This window comes from Streptomyces sp. NPDC002156, from assembly GCF_053593675.1.
In genome coordinates this window covers 55,183-72,617 of record NZ_JBSFDA010000037.1, presented here as the reverse complement: position 1 = coordinate 72,617, position 17,435 = coordinate 55,183, and the positions used below count along the sequence as shown (strand labels likewise).

Annotated in this window: 17 protein-coding genes; 7 read left to right on the top strand and 10 right to left on the bottom strand. The window is 70.4% G+C overall.

The window, feature by feature from the left end:
• Nucleotides 1-559 precede the first annotated feature (559 nt).
• Nucleotides 560-1,411: an SDR family oxidoreductase gene (locus tag ACWCRB_RS17935; protein ID WP_450996948.1), complete on the bottom strand. Its 852-nt coding sequence runs from the start codon at nucleotides 1,409-1,411 to the stop codon at nucleotides 560-562.
• A gap of 73 nt (nucleotides 1,412-1,484) precedes the next feature.
• Nucleotides 1,485-2,573 (bottom strand): SMP-30/gluconolactonase/LRE family protein, encoded by a 1,089-nt coding sequence (locus ACWCRB_RS17930; RefSeq protein WP_450996947.1) that lies wholly within the window; start codon nucleotides 2,571-2,573, stop codon nucleotides 1,485-1,487.
• A 207-nt stretch (nucleotides 2,574-2,780) separates the two neighbouring features.
• On the opposite strand from ACWCRB_RS17930, the gene ACWCRB_RS17925 reads away from it, so the two are divergent.
• On the top strand, nucleotides 2,781-3,119 hold the full coding sequence (locus ACWCRB_RS17925; protein ID WP_450996946.1) for a cupin domain-containing protein: 339 nt from the start codon (nucleotides 2,781-2,783) through the stop codon (nucleotides 3,117-3,119).
• 8 nt (nucleotides 3,120-3,127) lie between these two features.
• A complete protein-coding gene (locus ACWCRB_RS17920) occupies nucleotides 3,128-3,946 on the top strand; it encodes a hypothetical protein (protein ID WP_450996945.1) in 819 nt (272 codons plus the stop codon).
• A gap of 33 nt (nucleotides 3,947-3,979) precedes the next feature.
• Here ACWCRB_RS17920 and ACWCRB_RS17915 read toward each other — a convergent pair whose 3' ends face one another.
• Nucleotides 3,980-4,552, bottom strand: coding sequence for a PadR family transcriptional regulator (locus ACWCRB_RS17915; protein WP_450996944.1), 573 nt, complete (start codon nucleotides 4,550-4,552; stop codon nucleotides 3,980-3,982).
• 87 nt (nucleotides 4,553-4,639) lie between these two features.
• Between ACWCRB_RS17915 and ACWCRB_RS17910 the strand changes: the two genes are divergently transcribed.
• Complete coding sequence (locus tag ACWCRB_RS17910; protein WP_450996943.1) at nucleotides 4,640-5,032, top strand: nuclear transport factor 2 family protein; 393 nt, start codon at nucleotides 4,640-4,642, stop codon at nucleotides 5,030-5,032.
• Nucleotides 5,033-5,042: 10 nt separating this feature from the next.
• Here the strand turns inward: ACWCRB_RS17910 and ACWCRB_RS17905 are convergent, their stop codons facing one another.
• The 3 genes from ACWCRB_RS17905 to ACWCRB_RS17895 all read right to left on the bottom strand — a co-directional run bounded on the left by ACWCRB_RS17905 (nucleotide 5,043) and on the right by ACWCRB_RS17895 (nucleotide 8,601).
• Nucleotides 5,043-5,837, bottom strand: coding sequence for an SGNH/GDSL hydrolase family protein (locus ACWCRB_RS17905; RefSeq protein WP_450996942.1), 795 nt, complete (start codon nucleotides 5,835-5,837; stop codon nucleotides 5,043-5,045).
• Nucleotides 5,838-5,906: 69 nt separating this feature from the next.
• Nucleotides 5,907-7,241, bottom strand: a complete 1,335-nt coding sequence (locus ACWCRB_RS17900; RefSeq protein WP_450996941.1) for an enolase C-terminal domain-like protein — start codon at nucleotides 7,239-7,241, stop codon at nucleotides 5,907-5,909.
• A gap of 22 nt (nucleotides 7,242-7,263) precedes the next feature.
• A complete protein-coding gene (locus tag ACWCRB_RS17895) occupies nucleotides 7,264-8,601 on the bottom strand; it encodes a gluconate:H+ symporter (protein WP_450996940.1) in 1,338 nt (445 codons plus the stop codon).
• A 95-nt stretch (nucleotides 8,602-8,696) separates the two neighbouring features.
• On the opposite strand from ACWCRB_RS17895, the gene ACWCRB_RS17890 reads away from it, so the two are divergent.
• Nucleotides 8,697-9,494 (top strand): IclR family transcriptional regulator, encoded by a 798-nt coding sequence (locus tag ACWCRB_RS17890; RefSeq protein ID WP_450996939.1) that lies wholly within the window; start codon nucleotides 8,697-8,699, stop codon nucleotides 9,492-9,494.
• Between the two features lie 213 nt (nucleotides 9,495-9,707).
• Here the strand turns inward: ACWCRB_RS17890 and ACWCRB_RS17885 are convergent, their stop codons facing one another.
• Together ACWCRB_RS17885 and ACWCRB_RS17880 are read right to left on the bottom strand one after the other, a co-directional pair.
• On the bottom strand, nucleotides 9,708-11,312 hold the full coding sequence (locus ACWCRB_RS17885; RefSeq protein WP_450996938.1) for an IclR family transcriptional regulator domain-containing protein: 1,605 nt from the start codon (nucleotides 11,310-11,312) through the stop codon (nucleotides 9,708-9,710).
• 68 nt (nucleotides 11,313-11,380) lie between these two features.
• Nucleotides 11,381-12,682 carry a M6 family metalloprotease domain-containing protein gene (locus ACWCRB_RS17880; RefSeq protein ID WP_450996937.1) on the bottom strand — a complete coding sequence of 434 codons (1,302 nt, stop codon included), beginning with the start codon at nucleotides 12,680-12,682 and terminating at the stop codon, nucleotides 11,381-11,383.
• A gap of 283 nt (nucleotides 12,683-12,965) precedes the next feature.
• Here ACWCRB_RS17880 and ACWCRB_RS17875 point away from each other — a divergent pair, with 283 nt between their 5' ends.
• A complete protein-coding gene (locus ACWCRB_RS17875; RefSeq protein WP_450996936.1) occupies nucleotides 12,966-13,607 on the top strand; it encodes a TetR/AcrR family transcriptional regulator in 642 nt (213 codons plus the stop codon).
• A gap of 130 nt (nucleotides 13,608-13,737) precedes the next feature.
• Nucleotides 13,738-15,270, top strand: a complete 1,533-nt coding sequence (locus ACWCRB_RS17870) for an MFS transporter (RefSeq protein ID WP_450996935.1) — start codon at nucleotides 13,738-13,740, stop codon at nucleotides 15,268-15,270.
• A 102-nt stretch (nucleotides 15,271-15,372) separates the two neighbouring features.
• Here the strand turns inward: ACWCRB_RS17870 and ACWCRB_RS17865 are convergent, their stop codons facing one another.
• A complete protein-coding gene (locus ACWCRB_RS17865) occupies nucleotides 15,373-15,882 on the bottom strand; it encodes a MarR family winged helix-turn-helix transcriptional regulator (RefSeq protein ID WP_450996934.1) in 510 nt (169 codons plus the stop codon).
• 133 nt (nucleotides 15,883-16,015) lie between these two features.
• Here ACWCRB_RS17865 and ACWCRB_RS17860 point away from each other — a divergent pair, with 133 nt between their 5' ends.
• Nucleotides 16,016-16,807, top strand: a complete 792-nt coding sequence (locus ACWCRB_RS17860) for a dioxygenase family protein (RefSeq protein WP_450996933.1) — start codon at nucleotides 16,016-16,018, stop codon at nucleotides 16,805-16,807.
• Nucleotides 16,808-16,874: 67 nt separating this feature from the next.
• Here ACWCRB_RS17860 and ACWCRB_RS17855 read toward each other — a convergent pair whose 3' ends face one another.
• Nucleotides 16,875-17,393 (bottom strand): N-acetyltransferase family protein, encoded by a 519-nt coding sequence (locus ACWCRB_RS17855; RefSeq protein ID WP_450996932.1) that lies wholly within the window; start codon nucleotides 17,391-17,393, stop codon nucleotides 16,875-16,877.
• Between the last annotated feature and the right edge of the window lie 42 nt (nucleotides 17,394-17,435).

Below are 17,435 nucleotides of genomic sequence, written 5' to 3'. Positions count from 1 at the left end.
ACCAGTCGTTCCGGGTCGGCGGGTGGGGACCGGCCGTTCCGGGTCGGCGGGTGGGGACCGGCCGTTCGGGGTCGGTCGGTGGAGCTCAGTCGTCCCGGGTCAGCTGGTGGGGACCAGTCGTTCCGGGTCGGCGGGTGGGGACCGGCCGTTCCGGGTCGGTCGGTGGAGCTCAGTCGTCCCGGGTCAGCTGGTGGGGACCAGTCGTTCCGGGTCGGCCGGTGGGGACCGGCCGTTCCGGGTCGGCGGGTGGGGACCGGCCGTTCGGGGTCGGTCGGTGGAGCTCAGTCGTCCGGGGTCAGCTGGTGGGGACCAGTCGTTCCGGGCCAGCCGGAGAGGACCAGCCGTTCCGGGTCAACCCGAGAGGATCAGCCGTTCCGGGTCGGCCGGTGGGGATCAGCTGTCCCGGGTCAGCCGGTGCGGGTCAGCCGGTGCGGATCAGCCGACCGCCGGGAGCCGGACCGCCCCGAGCCGGACCGCCCCGAGCCGGACCGCCCCGAGCCGGACCGCCCCGAGCCGGACCGCACTGATCCGGACCGTACTGATCCGGCGCCGTGGCTCGTCACGGCATCGTCAGTTCGCCGGTGCGTAGCGCCGCGGTGACGCCGCCGTCCATCAGGAGGTCGGCGCCGGTGATGAAGCCGGCCTCGCGGCCGAGGAGGAAGGCGGCGGCAGCGGCGACCTCCTCGGAGGTGCCGAAGCGCTTCGCGGCCGAAGCCTCGCGTACTTTCTCGAACCACTCGCGGCGCGGCCCGGAGAGTTCGTCGAGGGCCAGCGGGGTGATGATCACGCCGGGGCTGACGGCGTTGACACGGGCTCCGCGCTTGCCCCACGCCGCGGCGGCGGTCTGCACGCGCAGCGAGTTGGCCCGCTTGGACAGGGCGTAGGCATGGACGGAGGAGCCGATCCGGTCGGGCTGCAGGAACGGCAGCGCGAGCAGCTGCGAGGTCTCGGTGGTCGCGAGGGCGTGCTCGATCTCGTGCGGGTAGGGGCTCTCCCGGTGTCCGGCCATGCTGGCGACCACGATCCCGGCGCCGCCGGGCGCGATCACCTCGGCGAACGCGTCGAGGACGTACGCCGTGCCCAGCAGATCCACCTGCAGCAGCCGTTCGATGCTCGCCTGGGTGGGGGAGACACCGGCGGCCTGGATCACCTGGGTCACCGCGCCCATGCTCGCGGCCGTGGCGGCCAGTGCCTCGACCTGGGCCGGGTCGGAGATGTCGGTGGCCTGGACGGCCACCTCGTAGCCCTCGCCGCGCAGTTGCTCTGCGGCGGCCCGTGAGGCCTTGTCGTCGTGGGCGGCGAGCAGCAGGGTGCGGCCGGCGCCGACCCGGCGGGCGATGGCCAGACCGATACTGCCGGGGCCGATGACGACGACGATCTCCTTGGCGGGCGGCCGGTGTTCGCTGCTCATGTCGGAGGCGCTCCTTCGTTCCGTGTTCTCGGGGGTCGTACGGCGGCTGCGCGGGACGTGTGCGACGTACTGGCTAGACAGTCGCGCCGCCACCGCCACCGCCACCGCCACCGCCGCCGCCGAACAGAGCAGAGAAGTTGATCTTCCCCTGTTGTAGTTTCGCGTCGCGGGACTCGGCGAACCCGCCGTCGGTGATGTACAGCCGCTGCCCGCGCACCACGGTGGCGGTCGGTGAGGCGAGCCCGTCCGCCTTGGTCAGGACGGTCCTCTTGGCGCCGTTCGGGTAGATCACGGCGATCTCGTCAAGGCTGTTCAGCGCGGCGAACACCACGTCGGACCGGCCGCTCAGGAAGTTGAAGTCGTCGATGCCCACGACCGCGTCCGCCACGACGTGGACCCGGCCTGCCGAGCCGGTGGCCGTGACCGGCACTCGCAGCAGCGTGCCCTTGCTGAAGTTGGAGACCCACACGGCGCCGTTGTGGAAACGGAGCCCGTTCGCGCCCAACGGCAGCGGGGCGGCCTGGTCCGGCGTGAGGGAGGCGTCGGTCAGCCAGCGGGTCGCCGTACCGCCCGAGACCGGGACCGTCCAGACGGCGCCCTTGAAGCTTTCGGCGAGGTACAGGGTGTGACCGGCCGGGTCGATGGCCAGGCCGTTGGGGAGTTCCCCGGCGGGCAGGGCGGCGATACGGCGGGGGCTTCCGCCCAGGGGCAGCTTCCACACCCCCGACCGGGCGGCGTCGGCGGAGGACACGTTGTAGTAGACGCTGCCGTCGTGGCCGCGCGTGTTGCCGGTGATCATGTCCCCCGGCTGCCCGGCGACGAGCACCTCACGGTGGCGCCCGGACGCGTCGACCCGCACGAGCGCCGGCCGTCCACCCGCCGAACCGCCCAGCATCGAGACGGTCAGCGAGCCGTCCGGGTTGAGGGTGACGTTCTCGGGCGCGTCGCCGACGGCGAAGTCGAACGAGGCGACGGTCCTCACGTGGGTGACGACCGGCTTCGACCGCGCCTGACCGGTCGCGGCGGATGCGGCGGACGTGGCGGTCGCAGCGGTCGCGTACGGGGAGACCGTCGCCGCCGAGACGAGGACGGCCGACGTCACGGCGACCGCCGCCGCGAGTCCGAACCGCTTCTTCTTCAAGGGGGTTCCTCTGTGGTTCATCACGTTCTTTTCTTGTTGCGGCCGCGCCCGCAAAAGCACGGCACCGTCCGGTGGCCGCTCGGCCCGATGCCAAGCTAGGAGCCCGGACTGGCGGGTGGCAGGTCGGGCTGTGCCGGGGAGCGGTGTTCCGGGCTGTGCCACAGCCCCCCCACCCGCCGAACAGGGATCAGGGACCAGGCATCAGGCATCAGGCATCAAGGAGAGACCTTGAAGAACGAGCGGGAATTCTTCTCACCGGACGCCATGCCGTGGCGCACCGGACCGCAGCCCGGGACCGCCGAGCGGATCCTGAGCAGGGACGAGGCCGACCCGGACGTGCTGACCCGGCTGGTGCGCTGGGAGCCCGGCCTCGACACCTCGCCCTCCGGCGTGATCCGGCACGAGTGGGTCGAGGAGGTCTGTCTCCTCGAAGGCGACCTGCACGACCTGACCCTGGATCAGACCTTCCGCGCAGGAGACTTCGCCTCCCGTCCCCCAGGCATGGAACACGGCCCTTACCGGACGACCGAAGGCTGCGTGATGCTGGAGGTCCGCTACCGGCAGTAGGGAGCGACATGAACTCCGACGACCGTACGGCGCCGCCCCTGTGGTCCACCACCTCGCCCGAGCACCTCGACCGGCTGGCCCGCGGGGTGCTGAGGGCCGCCGTCGACGCGTTCCGGGAGCTGCGTCAGGACCCTCCGGACCCGGATCGGCGGGCGTCGGCCCTCGGGCTCCTGGCGACGCGGACGCACGGGATGCTGGCGCCCGGCCTGCTGCCGGACCACCCGCCGGTCGGGGCCGAGGCGCAGGAGGGATTCGTCCGTACGGCCCTCGCTCTCGCCGTGCATGTACGGGCGCACAGCTGGGCGAAGGCCGACCTCGGCGCGGTCGGCGCACCGGGCCAGGACGACGTCCCGCACGCCGGGGAACTCTGGTCGGCCGACACCTTCGACGTCTTCGGGCGGCTCCTGCTCCCGAACGCCTCGCCCGAGGGCTGGACCGCCACCCTCGTCACCGACGTGGCCCGCGGCGACCAAGAGCTGGAGGTCGCGGTCAAGTTGGGCAAGTACGTCCTGCACCCCACCTTCCTGGCCCTCGCCGACGACACGACCCGCGTCATCGGCGAAGCCGTGCACAACATCAATGTCGACCGTCTGCGCAAGCTGGCCCAGTTGCTGTGCCACCACGCGGGCGCCGCCGAACCGCCCGACCTCACGACCAGGCAGGTCTCCAGGAACATCGACCAGGATCCCGGGCCCCTGATCGATTCCGAAGCGTTCCGAGCGGTGATGCCTCCCCTGGACGATGCGGACCGGCGAGACGAGGTCCGCGGCCCGATCATCGACACCCCGACGATCCAAGGCCGTCGTCTGCGCGGCTTCGGCCTCTGACCGCACCCTCAGTCGTCGGTCAGGAGGAGCAGGTCAGGTCCCTGTCGCGGCCGAGGCCCGCTGTTCCAGCCGCGTCAGCGCCAGCGCGCCCCACCGCAGGTTCTCCTGCTCCAGGGCGATCCCCCGCAGGAGGGTGAGGTAGGGGCCGATCCGCTCGGCCGTCGCGAAGAACTCGTCCTCGGTGCGGCCGTCCAGCAGGCGGTTCCGCAGGCGCTCGTAGCGGGCCAGCTTGGCGGTGGACCACTCCATGCGTTCGGCGATCGAGGCCCGTACGGCCTCGGTGTCGCCCGCGTCGACGCACTGGACCTTGACCATCAGCTCGTCCCTGATGGCCGTCGGCCTGGACGGGGGCTCGGCGGTGTAGGCGCGCACCGCCTCCAGTCCGGCCTCCGTGAGGGAGAACAGCCGTTTGTTGGGGCGGCGTTCCTGCTCCACGACGCGGGCCGTGATGAGCCCGTCGCCCTCCATGCGCTCCAGCTCCCGGTAGAGCTGCTGGGGGGTGGCCATCCAGAAGTTGGCGACCGAGGCGTCGAACCCCTTCGCGAGGTCGTACCCGGACGCCTCGCCCTCCAGAAGGGCGGCCATCACCGCGTTGCGCAGAGCCATGCCACCACCCTAGTCTGTGATGCACCTATTCAACTTATTGAATATTTGCGCATGCTTGTTGACTTGTTGACTATGTGAGGTGATCCTGTGCATCCCTTCCGCGCGGCCGTCGAAGCAGGCGACATGGATTCCGTCGTCGCCCTGCTGGCCGAGAACGTCGTCTTCACCAGCCCAGTTGTCTTCAAGCCGTACGCAGGCAAGGCGATCACCGCCGCGATCCTGAACGCCGTGTCGGAGGTCTTCGAGGACTTCGCCTACATCCGGGAGATCGCGAACCCGGGCGGCCGTGACCACGCCTTCGTCTTCACCGCCACCGTGAACGGCAGGCAGCTCACCGGCTGCGACTTCCTCCACTTCGACGAGGACGGGAAGATCGACGACTTCATGGTCATGGTCCGCCCCCTGTCGGCCGCGAACGCGCTGGCCGAGGCCATGGGCGCGAAGTTCGACGAGATCGCGCGCGCGGCGGGCACGCCCTGAGTGCGGGATGTCAGAGAGGCGTCACCGGAAGCAGGGCCGGGCGCTTGGCCTCGCGGCGGTCACCGGACGAGCGGCCACGCAGCCGTCTGACCAGCCACGGCCCCAGGAAGGAACCGGCCCAGCGCAGTTCGGTGCCGACCGCTCGCAGACCCGAGGGGATGGTGAGCGGAGTCGGGAACGGCTGCGTCCAGGTGTCGTCGCTGCCGGGTAGCTCCAGGGCGTGCGCGACCGCGGCGGCGATCCGGGCGTGACCGAGCGGGCCTGCGTGCAGTCGGTCGGTGCTCCACAACCGCGGGTCCGTGACGACTTGGTGGTGGGCGGTCTCGGCCACGACGACACCGTGCCGCCTGGCGGCTTCCCGGATGCGGTCGTTGAGGGCGACGACCCGATGACCGGCCGGGCGGGCCAGCGGCGTGATCAGGGTGATGTTGGGGAAGGTGAGCGTCGCGACGCGGGCTCCCTGGCCGGTGAGCGCGGCGAACATGGCCTCCAGGTGACCCGCCACCTCGTCCGCGTCGAAACGGGGACGCAGTAGATCGTTGACGCCGGCCACGACCGTCACCAGGTCGGGCCGCAGCGCCAGCGCGGGCGCGAGCTGCTCGGCACGCACCTGCCCGGCGAGCCGGCCGCGTACGGCGAGATTGGCGTACCGCGCGCCCGGGTTGTGCCGCGCGAGCTGCTCGGCGAGCCGGTCCGCCCATCCCCGTAGCCCTGATACGTCGTCGCCGTCACCGACGCCCTCGGTCTGGCTGTCGCCCAGGGCGACATAGCGGAGATAGGGGTAGCCAACTGGTGACCTATTCACATTGTTGACTATAGCGCGAGTTGTCTATCAGTGGCCCGGCGAAGTGAAGCACGGGACCGGCCCGTGTCCCTACCGCACCAGACAGGGCCGCTTCCCGTCGAACTCCCAGCCAGGGAGCAGGTATTGCATGGTGACCGCGTCGTCCCGCGCCCCGAGCGCCCGCTCCCGGTACAGCTCGTGCGCCGCGAGCACCCGCTCCATGTCCACCTGGACGCCGAGTCCCGGCGCGTCCGGCACCGCGATCTCGCCGTCGACGATCCGGGGCGGAGCGACCGTGAGGCGTTCCAGGCCCTCCTGCCAGATCCAGTGGGTGTCGAGGGCGTTGTACTCGCCCGGGGCCGCCGCCCCGCAGTGGGTCACCATGGCCAGCGAGATGTCGAAGTGGTTGTTGGAGTGGCAGCCCCAGGTCAGGCCCATCGCGTTGCACAGCTGGGCCACGCGCACCGAGCCCTGCATGGTCCAGAAGTGCGGGTCGGCCAGCGGGATGGACACCGACTGGAGCGCCAGGGCGTGGGTCAGTTGCCGCCAGTCCGTGGCGATCATGTTGGTCGCCGTCGGCAGACCCGTCGCCCGGCGGAACTCGGCCAGGATCTCGCGCCCCGAGAAACCGTCCTCCGCGCCGCACGGGTCCTCGGCGTAGGCCAGCGTGCCGTTCAGGGGCGCGCACAGCTCGATCGCCTCGCGCAGCGACCACGCGCCGTTCGGGTCGAGGGTGATCCGGGCCTCCGGGAAACGGTCCTTCAGCGCCCGTACGGCCTTGACCTCCTCCGCGCCTTCCAGGACCCCGCCCTTGAGCTTGAAGTCCCGGAAGCCGTAGAGCGCGTGGGTGGCCTCGGCCTGGCGGACGATCGCCTCCGGGGTCAGGGCCTCCTCGTGCCGTACGCGGTACCAGTCGACGGGGGAGTCCGGCTCGCGGACGTAGTCCAGGTCCGTCCGGTCCGGGTCGCCGACGTAGAAGAGGTAGCCCAACACCCGTACGGAATCCCGCTGTTGCCCGTCGCCGAGCAGGGCCGCGACCGGTACGTCCAGATGCTGCCCGAGGAGGTCGAGCAGGGCCGACTCGACGGCCGTCACCGCGTGGACGGTGGTCCGCAGGTCGAAGGTCTGGGCGCCGCGTCCGCCCGAGTCGCGGTCGGCGAACCGGGCGCCGATCTCCCGCAGGACGCGCTTGTGGTCGCCCACCTTCGCCCCGACGACCAGTGGCTCGGTGTCGTGCAGCGTCCGCGTGATCTTCTCCCCGCCCGGGACCTCGCCGAGTCCTGTACGGCCCTCGGAGTCGGTGAGGATCACGATGTTGCGGGTGAAGTAGGGGCCGTGGGCGCCGGAGAGGTTCAGCTCCATGCTGTCGCGGCCGGCGACGGGGTAGACGGCGAAGGCGGTGACGGTCGGCTGACTCGTACTCATCGAAATCCTTAAATGCGGAGGGTCAGATGTTGAGGACGTCCAGTGCCCACTCCGCCACCAGCACCCCACCCAGGCCCAGTACCGCCAGCACCGTCGTGTAGCTCGTACGGACCTTGATCGCCTCGACGACGGACAGGTTGAAGTACTCCTTGAACAGCCAGAATCCCGGGTCGTTGACGTGCGAGCAGGCGATCGAGCCGCAGGCGACGGCGAGGACCATGATCTCCGGGTGGACGCCGCTGCCCGCGAGCAGCGGCAGCACCACGCCGGAGGCCGTGACGACGGCGACCGTCGCCGAGCCGAGCGCCACCCGGAGGATGACGGCGATCAGCCAGGCGAGGACGATCGGGGAGATGGACCAGGAGTCGGTGGCGTCCTTGATGTAGTCGGAGATACCGCCCTCCACCAGGACGTTCTTGAAGGCGCCGCCCGCGCCGATCACCAGCAGGATCATCGCCATCGCCTGCGCCGCCGAGGTGCAGGACGCGCCGACCTCCTCCAGGCTCCGCCCGATGCGCGGACCGAACGCCCACACCGCGAGACACAGGGTGAGCAGCAGCGCGATCGGGGCCGAGCCGATGAACGCGACGAAGTTCAGGAAGGGGCTCTCGGCGGAGGTGGCCAGGTCGGTCACCGCCGCCCCCGCTATCAGGACCACCGGGAACAGGGCCACCGACAGCGACCAGCCCAGGCCCGGCATCTCCTCGTCGGTGAACTCGCGCTCGCTGACCAGGCCCTTGGGGATGGCGGGGTCCATCGCCCTGATGAACGGCAGCCGCGGCCACAGCAGCGCGATGAGCGCGCCCGCCGGTACGGCGATGAACAGGCCGTAGAGCAGGGTCAGTCCGACCGAGGCGTGGAAGGTGGCGGCGACGGCGGTGGGGCCGGGGTGCGGGGGCAGGAAGCTGTGCATCGTGGAGAGGGTGATCGACATCGGCAGCCCGACCCAGAGCAGCTTCGCGCCGGTGACCCTGACCAGGGTGAACGCGATCGGCACGATGATGATGAAGGCGACCTCGTAGAACATGGTCACGCCGATGAGCATCGACGTGACCACCATCGCCACCTGGACGCCACGCGGTCCGCCCGCGTCGAGCAGCCTGCCCGCGATCCGCTGGGCGGCGCCCGAGTCGCCCATGACCCGGCCGACCATCGCGCCGAGGCCGATCGTGAGCATGGTGTCGCCGATCTGACCCCCGATGCCGTCGGAGAGGACGTCCGGGATGGTCGCCACCGGAATACCCCGGACGAGCGCGACACCGACCGCGACGAGCAGCAGGGCGGCGAAGCCGTTGAGTCTCAGCCTGGTCATGAGGAGCAGCAGGATCAGAACGCTGATGCCGACCACGAGAAGAGGCATGTATCCCATCCGTCTATGCAGATGATGTCTACGTATGGAGATGGAGGCTAGGTGGGTGAACGGACAGGGGTCAATGGAAGTGACACGATGAGTCCATGCCGGAGAAAAGAGGTGAGAGAGGCGTCCGCAGTGTGAAGTCGGCGGCCCGGACCGTCGCGCTGCTGGAACTTCTCGCCGCCCGGGGTGAACAGCCCTCGCGCCTGGACGAACTCGCCGAGGGCCTGGGCGTGCCGCGCAGCAGCATGTACCAGTTGCTCCAGACCCTGGTCGACTGCGGCTGGGTCCGCTCGGATGCCACCGGTTCCCTGTACGGCATCGGCATCCGTGCGCTGCTCACCGGTACCGGGTATCTCGACGGGGACCGGCGTATCCGTGCGGTGCGGCCGTATCTCGACGAGGCGTCGGACGCGCTCGGCGAGACGATCCATCTGGCTCGGCTCGACGGTTCCGATGTCGTGTATCTCGCGACCCGGGAGTCGCACGAGTATCTGCGCACCATCAGTCGTGTCGGGCGTCGGATTCCGGCGCACGCGGGGGCGTTGGGGAAGGCGTTGCTCGCGGAGCGGTCGGATGACGAACTCCCGCTTCCTGAGGGGGAGTTGGTTGCGCTTACGCCCAATACGCATACCAGCCGTGGTGCGCTGCGGGCGGATCTGGCGGGGGTGCGTGAGCGGGGGTATTCGGTGGATCGGGAGGAGACGGTGAGTGGTATCGCGGGGTTTGGGTTTGCCTTGCGGTACGACAACCCGGCGACGGATGCGATCAGTTGCTCGGTGCCGGTTGCTCGGCTGACGCCGGAGCACGAGGTTCGGATCGTCGCTGTGATGCGGGAGGTTCGGGCGAAGATCGAGAGTCAGCTGCCCCTGGCCTCGGGGACCCCTGACTGGCGCTGACCTCTCTGCGGGCTTGCGCGATTCGTTCGCCCGCGGGCCGGTGGGGGCTTGTCGCGCAGTTCCCCGCGCCCCTATCGGAGCGCTGCGCGCGCCCGATCCCGCCTGCGCCGGTCGGGATGCGATGCTGCCCCGGTCCCGCCTGCGCCGGTCGGGGCGCGATGCGCGCCCGATCCAGCCCGCGCCGGCGAACCCGTGCGACGGAACCCGTACCCCCTACGCCAGCGGCACCCTCGTGAATCGTCCCGCCGTCCTCAGCTCCCCCTCGATTCGGGACGCCGTTCCGTGCAGTTCGGGCAGGATCTCCTCCACGCACTGTTCTGCTGTGCGGCGGGTCGTGTGCATCTCTACGCTTACCGCCGCGACCACCCGGCCCGTGCGGTCGCGGACCGGGACCGCGATCGAGCGCAGGCCCTCCTCCAACTCCCCGTTGACCAGGGCGTATCCCTGCTCCCGTACCTCCGCCAGCACCCCCGTGACGGCTTCGTCCGGTGTGTCGGCCAGGAGGACTCGGCCCATTGAGGTGGGGTACGCCGGGAGGCGTGTGCCTACCGTGATGTTGGCGCTCATGATGCGTCGCGTCGCCACCCTCGCCGTGTACTGGATCTCCGTCTCCGTCAGGACCGCCAGGGACGCCGACTCCTGTACGCGGCCCGCGAGTTCGGCCAGGTGGGGGGAGGCGATCTCGGGCAGGGAGGTGCGGGAGAGGGGTGGGAAGCCGAGGGACAGGACCCGGGGGGTGAGGGCGAAGGTCCGGCCCCGCGACTCCACGTATCCCAGGTGCTCGTACGTGATCAGGGCCCGGCGGGCGGTCGCCCTTGCCAGGCCCGTCGCCCGGGCGACCTCCGTCAGGGTCAGCTCGGCTCGGGACTCGCCGAAGGCCGTCAGGACGGTCAGGCCCCTGGCCAGGGACTCGATGAACTCCCGGCCCAGTTCCTGCTTCGAGGCCCCGGTCCACGCCGCCAGGTCCGAGGGGGGTGCCGGTGGCTCGGAGGCCGGCTGCTTCCGTAGTTCGGCCTCCATCGCCGCCACCGTCGACCGCAGTCGCGGCAGCAGTTCCTCGCGCAGGTCGGTCGCCGTGCGGCGGCTCGTGTGGCTGACCACGCTCGCGACACAGGCCACCCGGCCCGTACGGGGGTCCCGTACGGGTACGGAGACCGCGACCAGCCCCGGCTCGATCAGCTGGTCGTCCAGTGCCCAGCCGTCGGCGCGGGCCCGTTCGACGTACGCCTCGAAGTCGGCGCCGGAGGAGTCTGCGCGCGGCGGGACCGCCGGGAAGCCCAGGTCGGACGGGTCCGCCGTCCGGCGTTCGTGCCAGCGGTGCCAGTCCGCGGGTGTCCATTCCGTGGCGAACAGCGGGCCGGGGGCGGTGCGTTCGGCGGGGAGGAGGTCGCCGATGCGGAAGCTGAGGGACATCGCGCGGCGGCGGGTCGCCTGGTGGATGAACCGGATGCCGTCCCGGTCGCCGACCGCGAGCGACACCGACTCGTCCAGCTCGTCGGCGAGGGCGTCCGCGTGCGCGTCGAGCAGGGCGGGCAGCCGGAGGGCGGCCAGATAGGCGTTGCCGAGTTCCATTAGCCGAGGGGTGAGAACCGCGTCCCGGCCGTCGAGACGGACGTACCCCATGCGGGCGAGGGTCGCCGTGATCCGGTCGACGGTGGAACGCGCCAGGCCGGTCGCCCGCTCAAGACCGCTCAGGCTCAACGTCCCGCCCGCCTCCGTCAGTTGCCGCAGCACGGCGATCCCGCGCATCAGCGGGGCGACGGCCTCGGCGGGCACGGGAGCGGGGGCGGGAACCTGGTCGGGGACGGGGTCAATCATGGGCTCACCGTAATGCCCGTACGGAACCGCCGGCCGTGTGCCCGGCCTCCACCAGTACGGGAAGACCCTTACCGGCGGGTGATCGCCACCCGGTGGTTCCCGTCGAGGTCCGCGCTCGCCACGGTGATCCGGATGCTCCGCCTCGGGTCCGTGAAGGACTCGCCGGGGGCGAAGGGCGCGTCGGAGAGTTCCGCGTGGACGTTCGGGCTGCGCGTGCAGCCGCCGCTGTCCCGGCGGGAGTCGTACACCGTGACCGGGCCGCGGCCCGTGTCGACGTTCGCGTCGACCTTGTAGATCAGCACACCCGGCCGGCACACCGTCTCGTCGTTGCCCTCGCGCGTCCGCAGCTCGACGGCGTACCCCGTACGGGAGTTGATGGGCACGAAGACCAGTTTCGCGCCGCCGGGACGGGCCAGCGGGGTGAGCGTGTACTCGCTCGTCCCGGCCGTCACCGCGCACCCGACCTGCGAGGGGTCCAGCCAGCCGAGCTTCCACTTGTGCCAGCCGAGCAGGTCGTTGTTGGCCCCCCAGTCCTCGCTCATGATGTCCCAGTGCCCGACCGCGCCCCCGCCGTGCTGCGTGTAGAGGTCGGGCAGGCCGAACACATGGCCGTTCTCGTGCGGGAGGACGCGGTAGCCCGTGGTGTCGTACGACCCCGAGCCGTCGTCCTGCCGGGAGTAGACGAAGGACGCGTTGGCGACCGGCACCCCGTCCGCGACCGGCGCCTCCCTGTTGCCGGCGAAGGTGACGGACAGGACGGTGTCCAGGGCGGAGGGGCCCGCGTTCGGGGTGACCAGCACGTTCAGCAGGTCGTACGAGCGGAAGTCGACCCTCGGGTCGGCCGCGGCCACGATGTCCTGGACGAGTCTGCGGTAGCCGGGGTCGAAGGGGGCGCCGCGCTGTATGCCGTACGCACGGAAGGACCGGGGCATCCGCAGCCAGGTGCCGATGGGGGCCTCGGGACGGTAGTCGAGACGGCCGTAGGAGCTGGTGGTGAACCAGTCCCGGGTCTGCGGGAAGAACTCCGCGAGCCGGTCGAGGGCGCTGCCCTGGCCGGGGGCGTCGGAGAAGTCGACCATCAGGTTCAGTGCGCGGACGGTGCCGGTGGAGCGGGAGTAGCCGGCCGGGGTGGGCATTCCCTCGGACATCTGGACGCCGAGGCCGCCCCTGATCACACAGGGGCTGAGCTGGGAGGAGCGGGCCAGCGGGACCGAGCCCGCGGCCGTCGTGGAACCCCTGGTGAGCTGTCCGGTCCCGGCCGACGTACTGACCGCGAGGGTCAGCGCGGCCACGGACACCAGGGCGGCCACCCGGCGGGGACGCGGGGTGCCCGGCGGGCGTATCCGACGACGGCTGGTCGGCTGCTGCATGCACGGACCCTTCGCGCCACGGCAGCCGCCGGTCTCGGACTGCACCCTTCCGATCACCCTGTGTCGAGGTCGGCGGGAGCGCGCGCTGGAGGAGACCGATCGTGGGTATCCCGCCCCGATTTCATGTGGCCCAGGTCACATGGAATCTCTTCGGATGCGGGAAATAACCGGGGACCACTTCCCCGTTTAGCCATGTGTCCGAGCGAAACGGGGACTGCCTCCCCGGATCGCAACACACCGTTCATCAACGCTCATGCCGTCAACGATCATGAAGGAGTACGCCGTGCAGACCGCCACCCCCGTGCAGAAGGCGACCCGGCCCCGCGCCGACGCCCTGCGCAACCGGGAGCGGATCGTCACCGCCGCCCGCGAGATGTTCGTCGAGTTCGGCGCCGAGGTGCCGATCGACGAGATCGCCCGCCGGGCCGGCGTCGGCAATGCCACGGTGTACCGCAACTTCCCCGACCGGGAGGCCCTCGCGCGGGAGGTCGTCTGCTCGGTCATGGACCGCATGTCCGAGGCGGCGGAACTCGCCCTCGCGGAGACCGGCGACGCCTTCGCGGCGCTGGAGCGCTTTGTGCACGTCACCGCCGACGAACGCCTCAGTGCGCTCTGCCCGATGATGGCCAGCACCTTCGACAAGCGTCACCCCGACCTGGAGGCGGCGCGGGAGCGGGTCGAACAGCTCACCGAGAACGTCATGGACCGGGCGAAGGCGGCCGGTCAGCTCCGTACCGACGTGGGCGTCGGCGATGTGATGGTCGTCGTGGCCCAGCTCAGCCGTCCGCCGGCGGGCACCGGCTGCATGAGCATCGACCGCTTCGTGCACCGGCACCTGCAACTGTTCCTGGACGGTCTGCGGGCCCCGGCCCCCTCCGTGCTCCCCGGCACGGCCGCGACGATGGAGGACCTGCGCCGGCCCTGATGGCGACCTGACCCTCTCTCCGCGCTTCTCCGCTCCCCTTTCCTGTTTCCTCTTTCCTCGTCCCCTGCACGTCCTTTTCGCGTTCCTTCACGTCCTTTTTCCGTCACGAAGTCCCGAAGTGGGTACCCCCATGTCTGAAACAGCCCAGGCTGTCGCCGCCAAGGCGCCGGCACCCGACGCCAACCGCTGGAGGGCGCTGACCTTCATAGCGCTGGCCCAGCTGATGGTCGTGCTCGACGCGACCATCGTGAACATCGCCCTGCCCTCCGCCCAGCAGGACCTGGGGATCTCGGACGGCAACCGGCAGTGGGTCATCACGGCCTACGCCCTCGCCTTCGGCGGACTGCTGCTCTTCGGCGGCCGGATCGCCGACATCTGGGGCCGCAAGAACACCTTTGTCACCGGTCTGATCGGCTTCGCCGCGGCCTCCGCCCTGGGCGGTGCCGCGACGAACGAGGCGATGCTCCTCGGCTCCCGCGCCCTGCAGGGTGCCTTCGGCGCACTGCTCGCGCCCGCCGCGCTCTCCCTGCTCGCGGTGATGTTCACCGACGCCAAGGAGCGCGCCAAGGCGTTCGGCATCTACGGTGCGATCGCCGGTGGCGGCGGCGCCGTCGGTCTGATCCTCGGCGGCTTCCTCACCGAGTACCTCGACTGGCGCTGGACGTTCTTCGTCAACATCCCGTTCGCGATCGCCGCCGCCCTCGGCGCGTACTTCGTCATCCGCGAGCCGGCCGGCAGCCGCAACCGCTCGCCGCTCGACGTCCCGGGTGTCGTCCTGTCCACCCTCGGTCTGGTCTCTCTCGTCTACGGCTTCACGCGGGCCGAGTCCGAGGGCTGGAGCGACTCCCTGACGATCGGCATGTTCGTCGCCTCGGCGGTGCTGCTGGCGGCCTTCGTGTTCGTCGAGGCCAGGGTCAAGGCCCCGCTGCTGCCCCTGCGCGTCATCACCGAGCGCAACCGCGGTGGTGTCTACCTCTCGCTCGGCCTCGCGATCATCGCGATGTTCGGCCTGTTCCTCTTCCTGACCTACTACCTGCAGATCGTGAAGGGCTACTCGCCGGTCGAGACCGGCTTCGCCTTCCTGCCGATGATCGTGGGCATGATCACGGGCTCCACCCAGATCGGCGCCCGCCTGATGACCCGGGTCGCCCCGCGCCTGCTGATGGGCCCGGGCTTCCTGATCGCCGCACTGGGCATGCTGTTCCTCACCCAGATGGAGATCGGCTCCTCGTACGCGGCCCTGCTCCTGCCGGGGATGCTCCTGCTCGGCCTCGGCATGGGTACGGCGTTCATGCCGGCCATGTCCCTGGCCACGCTGGGCGTCGAACCCCGTGACTCCGGTGTCGCCTCCGCGATGGTCAACACCTCGCAGCAGGTCGGCGGCGCGATCGGTACGGCCCTGCTGAACACCATCGCCGCCTCGGCGACGACGACGTACGTCGCCGACCACATCGGCGGCGCGTCCTCCCGCTCCCAGCAGCAGCTGGTCCAGCTGAAGGGCATGGTCGAGGGCTACACCAGCGCCATCTGGTTCGCCGTCGGCATCCTGGTCGCCGCCGCGGGTATCGCCTTCACCTTCATCAACGCCGGCCGCCCGGACATGGGTTCGGTCAGCGGCGAGGGCGCGGAGGAGGAGCTGAAGGTCCCGGTGGTCGCCCACTGACCCCGGCTGCCGTCCCCCTCGTACCCCTTCGGGCCACTCCGTACGTCACGCGGGGTGGGGACGCCTCGTGACGTACGACTCCAGGATCTGCCCTGGTTCCGCTCAGCGGAGCCAGGGCAGATCCGCGCCCGCGTCCTTCGGCTGAAGGCCCTGGGCGACGATCTCCATGACCTCGTGGAGCGTCTTGCGCTGCTCGTCGCTGATCCGGTCGAACAGCGCCTGGCGTACGGCGGTCACATGGCCCGGCGCGGTGCGCCGGAGCACCTCCTGGCCCTGGTCGGTCAGGACCGCGAACTGGCCGCGCTTGTCCGAGGGGCAGTCCTCGCGCCGCACCCAGCCGTTCTTCTCCAGCCGGGCGATGGCGTGCGAGAGCCGGGAACGGGTGATCTTGGCCTTCATCGCCAGCTCGGTCATGCGCAGCCGCCGGTCCGGGGAGTCGGCGAGGCCGACGAGCAGACCGTAGTAGACGTGCGGCATACCGGCGTCGCGCTGGAGCTGACGGTCGAGGTGGTCCTCCAGCAGCGTGACGGCGTGCACATACGCGCGCCAGGTGCGCTGCTCCTCGTCGGTGAGCCAGCGGGGCTCCTCGTCGGATGTAGATGCCGTGTTCATGTACTCCACTCTACGTTCCCCGTCCTTGAATTTTAAACCAAAACGATGTATGTTCAGTATGCGAGAAGCTTGAGACTTCAAGATGCAGACTTGAAGGAGAGCCTGTCTCGGGTAACCGAAGGGAGCAGCAGTCATGTCCGCCGCCACCCAGGAGCGCATGCCCGCGCTCTACCTCAGTCACGGCGCGCCCCCGCTGGCGGACGACGCGATCTGGCCCGGCCAGCTCGCCGCCTGGTCGGCCGACCTGCCCCGCCCCAAGGCGATCCTGATGGTCTCCGCCCACTGGGAAGAGGCCCCGCTCGCCATCGGCGCCATCGAAACGATCCCCCTCGTCTACGACTTCTGGGGCTTCCCGGAGCACTACTACCAGGTCGAGTACGCCGCCCCGGGCGCCCCCGAACTCGCCGAGTCCGTACGGAAGCTGCTGCGGGCCCCCGGTATCCCCGTCCAGGACGTCCCGGACCGCGGTCTCGACCACGGCGCGTACGTCCCCCTGGTGGAGATGTTCCCCGAGGCGGACATCCCTGTCCTCCAGATCTCCATGCCTACGCTCGACCCGGTGAAGCTGATGGACATCGGCCGCAAGCTCGCGCCGCTGCGCGACGAGGGCGTGCTGATCGTCGGCTCCGGCTTCTTCACCCACAACCTGGCCGCCCTGCGGCACACGGGCCCCGGCGTGCCGACCTGGTCGAGCGAGTTCGACGACTGGGGCCGCCGGGCACTGGAGGCACGGGACGTGGACGGCCTGCTGGACTTCCTGAACAAGGCTCCCGCCGGCAAGTACGCCCACCCGCGCACCGAGCACTTCGCCCCGCTCTTCGTGACGATGGGCGCGGCCGACGTGGCCGGCGAGCTGGACTCCCAGAGGTCGGTCATCGACGGCTTCTGGCTGGGCATGGCCAAGCGGTCGGTGCAGTTCGGCTGACCCCGCAGGTCGGAATTCGGCCCCTTCGGGCAGGCGCCCGGGGGCCGGAAGGACCATGCCCCGGTCCTCAGAGTTCCTTCTCGTACCAGGCCACGTCCCAGTACCGGCCGAACTTGCGGCCCACCTCGCGGTACGTCCCGACGTACCGGAACCCGAAACGTTCGTGCAGCCGCACGGACGCCTCGTTCGGCGGCACGATCCCGGCCAGCGCGCGGTGCACGTCCTCTCCGGCGAGGGCCGCGAAGAGCGCCTTGTAGAGCAGGGTGCCCACACCGCGCCCGCCCGCGTCCGGAGCGAGATAGACGGTGACCTCCACGGTGGTGCCGTACGCCGGCTTCGCCCGGAAGGCGCCGGATGTGGCGTACCCCAGAATCCGCTGTGAGTCCACCTCTGTGGCAACCATCAGGCGATGCGGGCCGTCTTCAGGGTAGGAGAGCAGCCAAGGGCGGCGCTCTTCCGGTGTGAAGACCTTGGTGTCGAACGTGGTGGGTGTCTCGCGCACGTAGTGGTTGTAGAGGTCGGTGAGAGCTGTGAGATCAGCCTCGACTCCCGGCCTGACCTGCACCTCTGCATGTTCCGACGGCATCACGCCTCCTTTGCGCGCGGCACAGGGTACTGCAAGATCAGA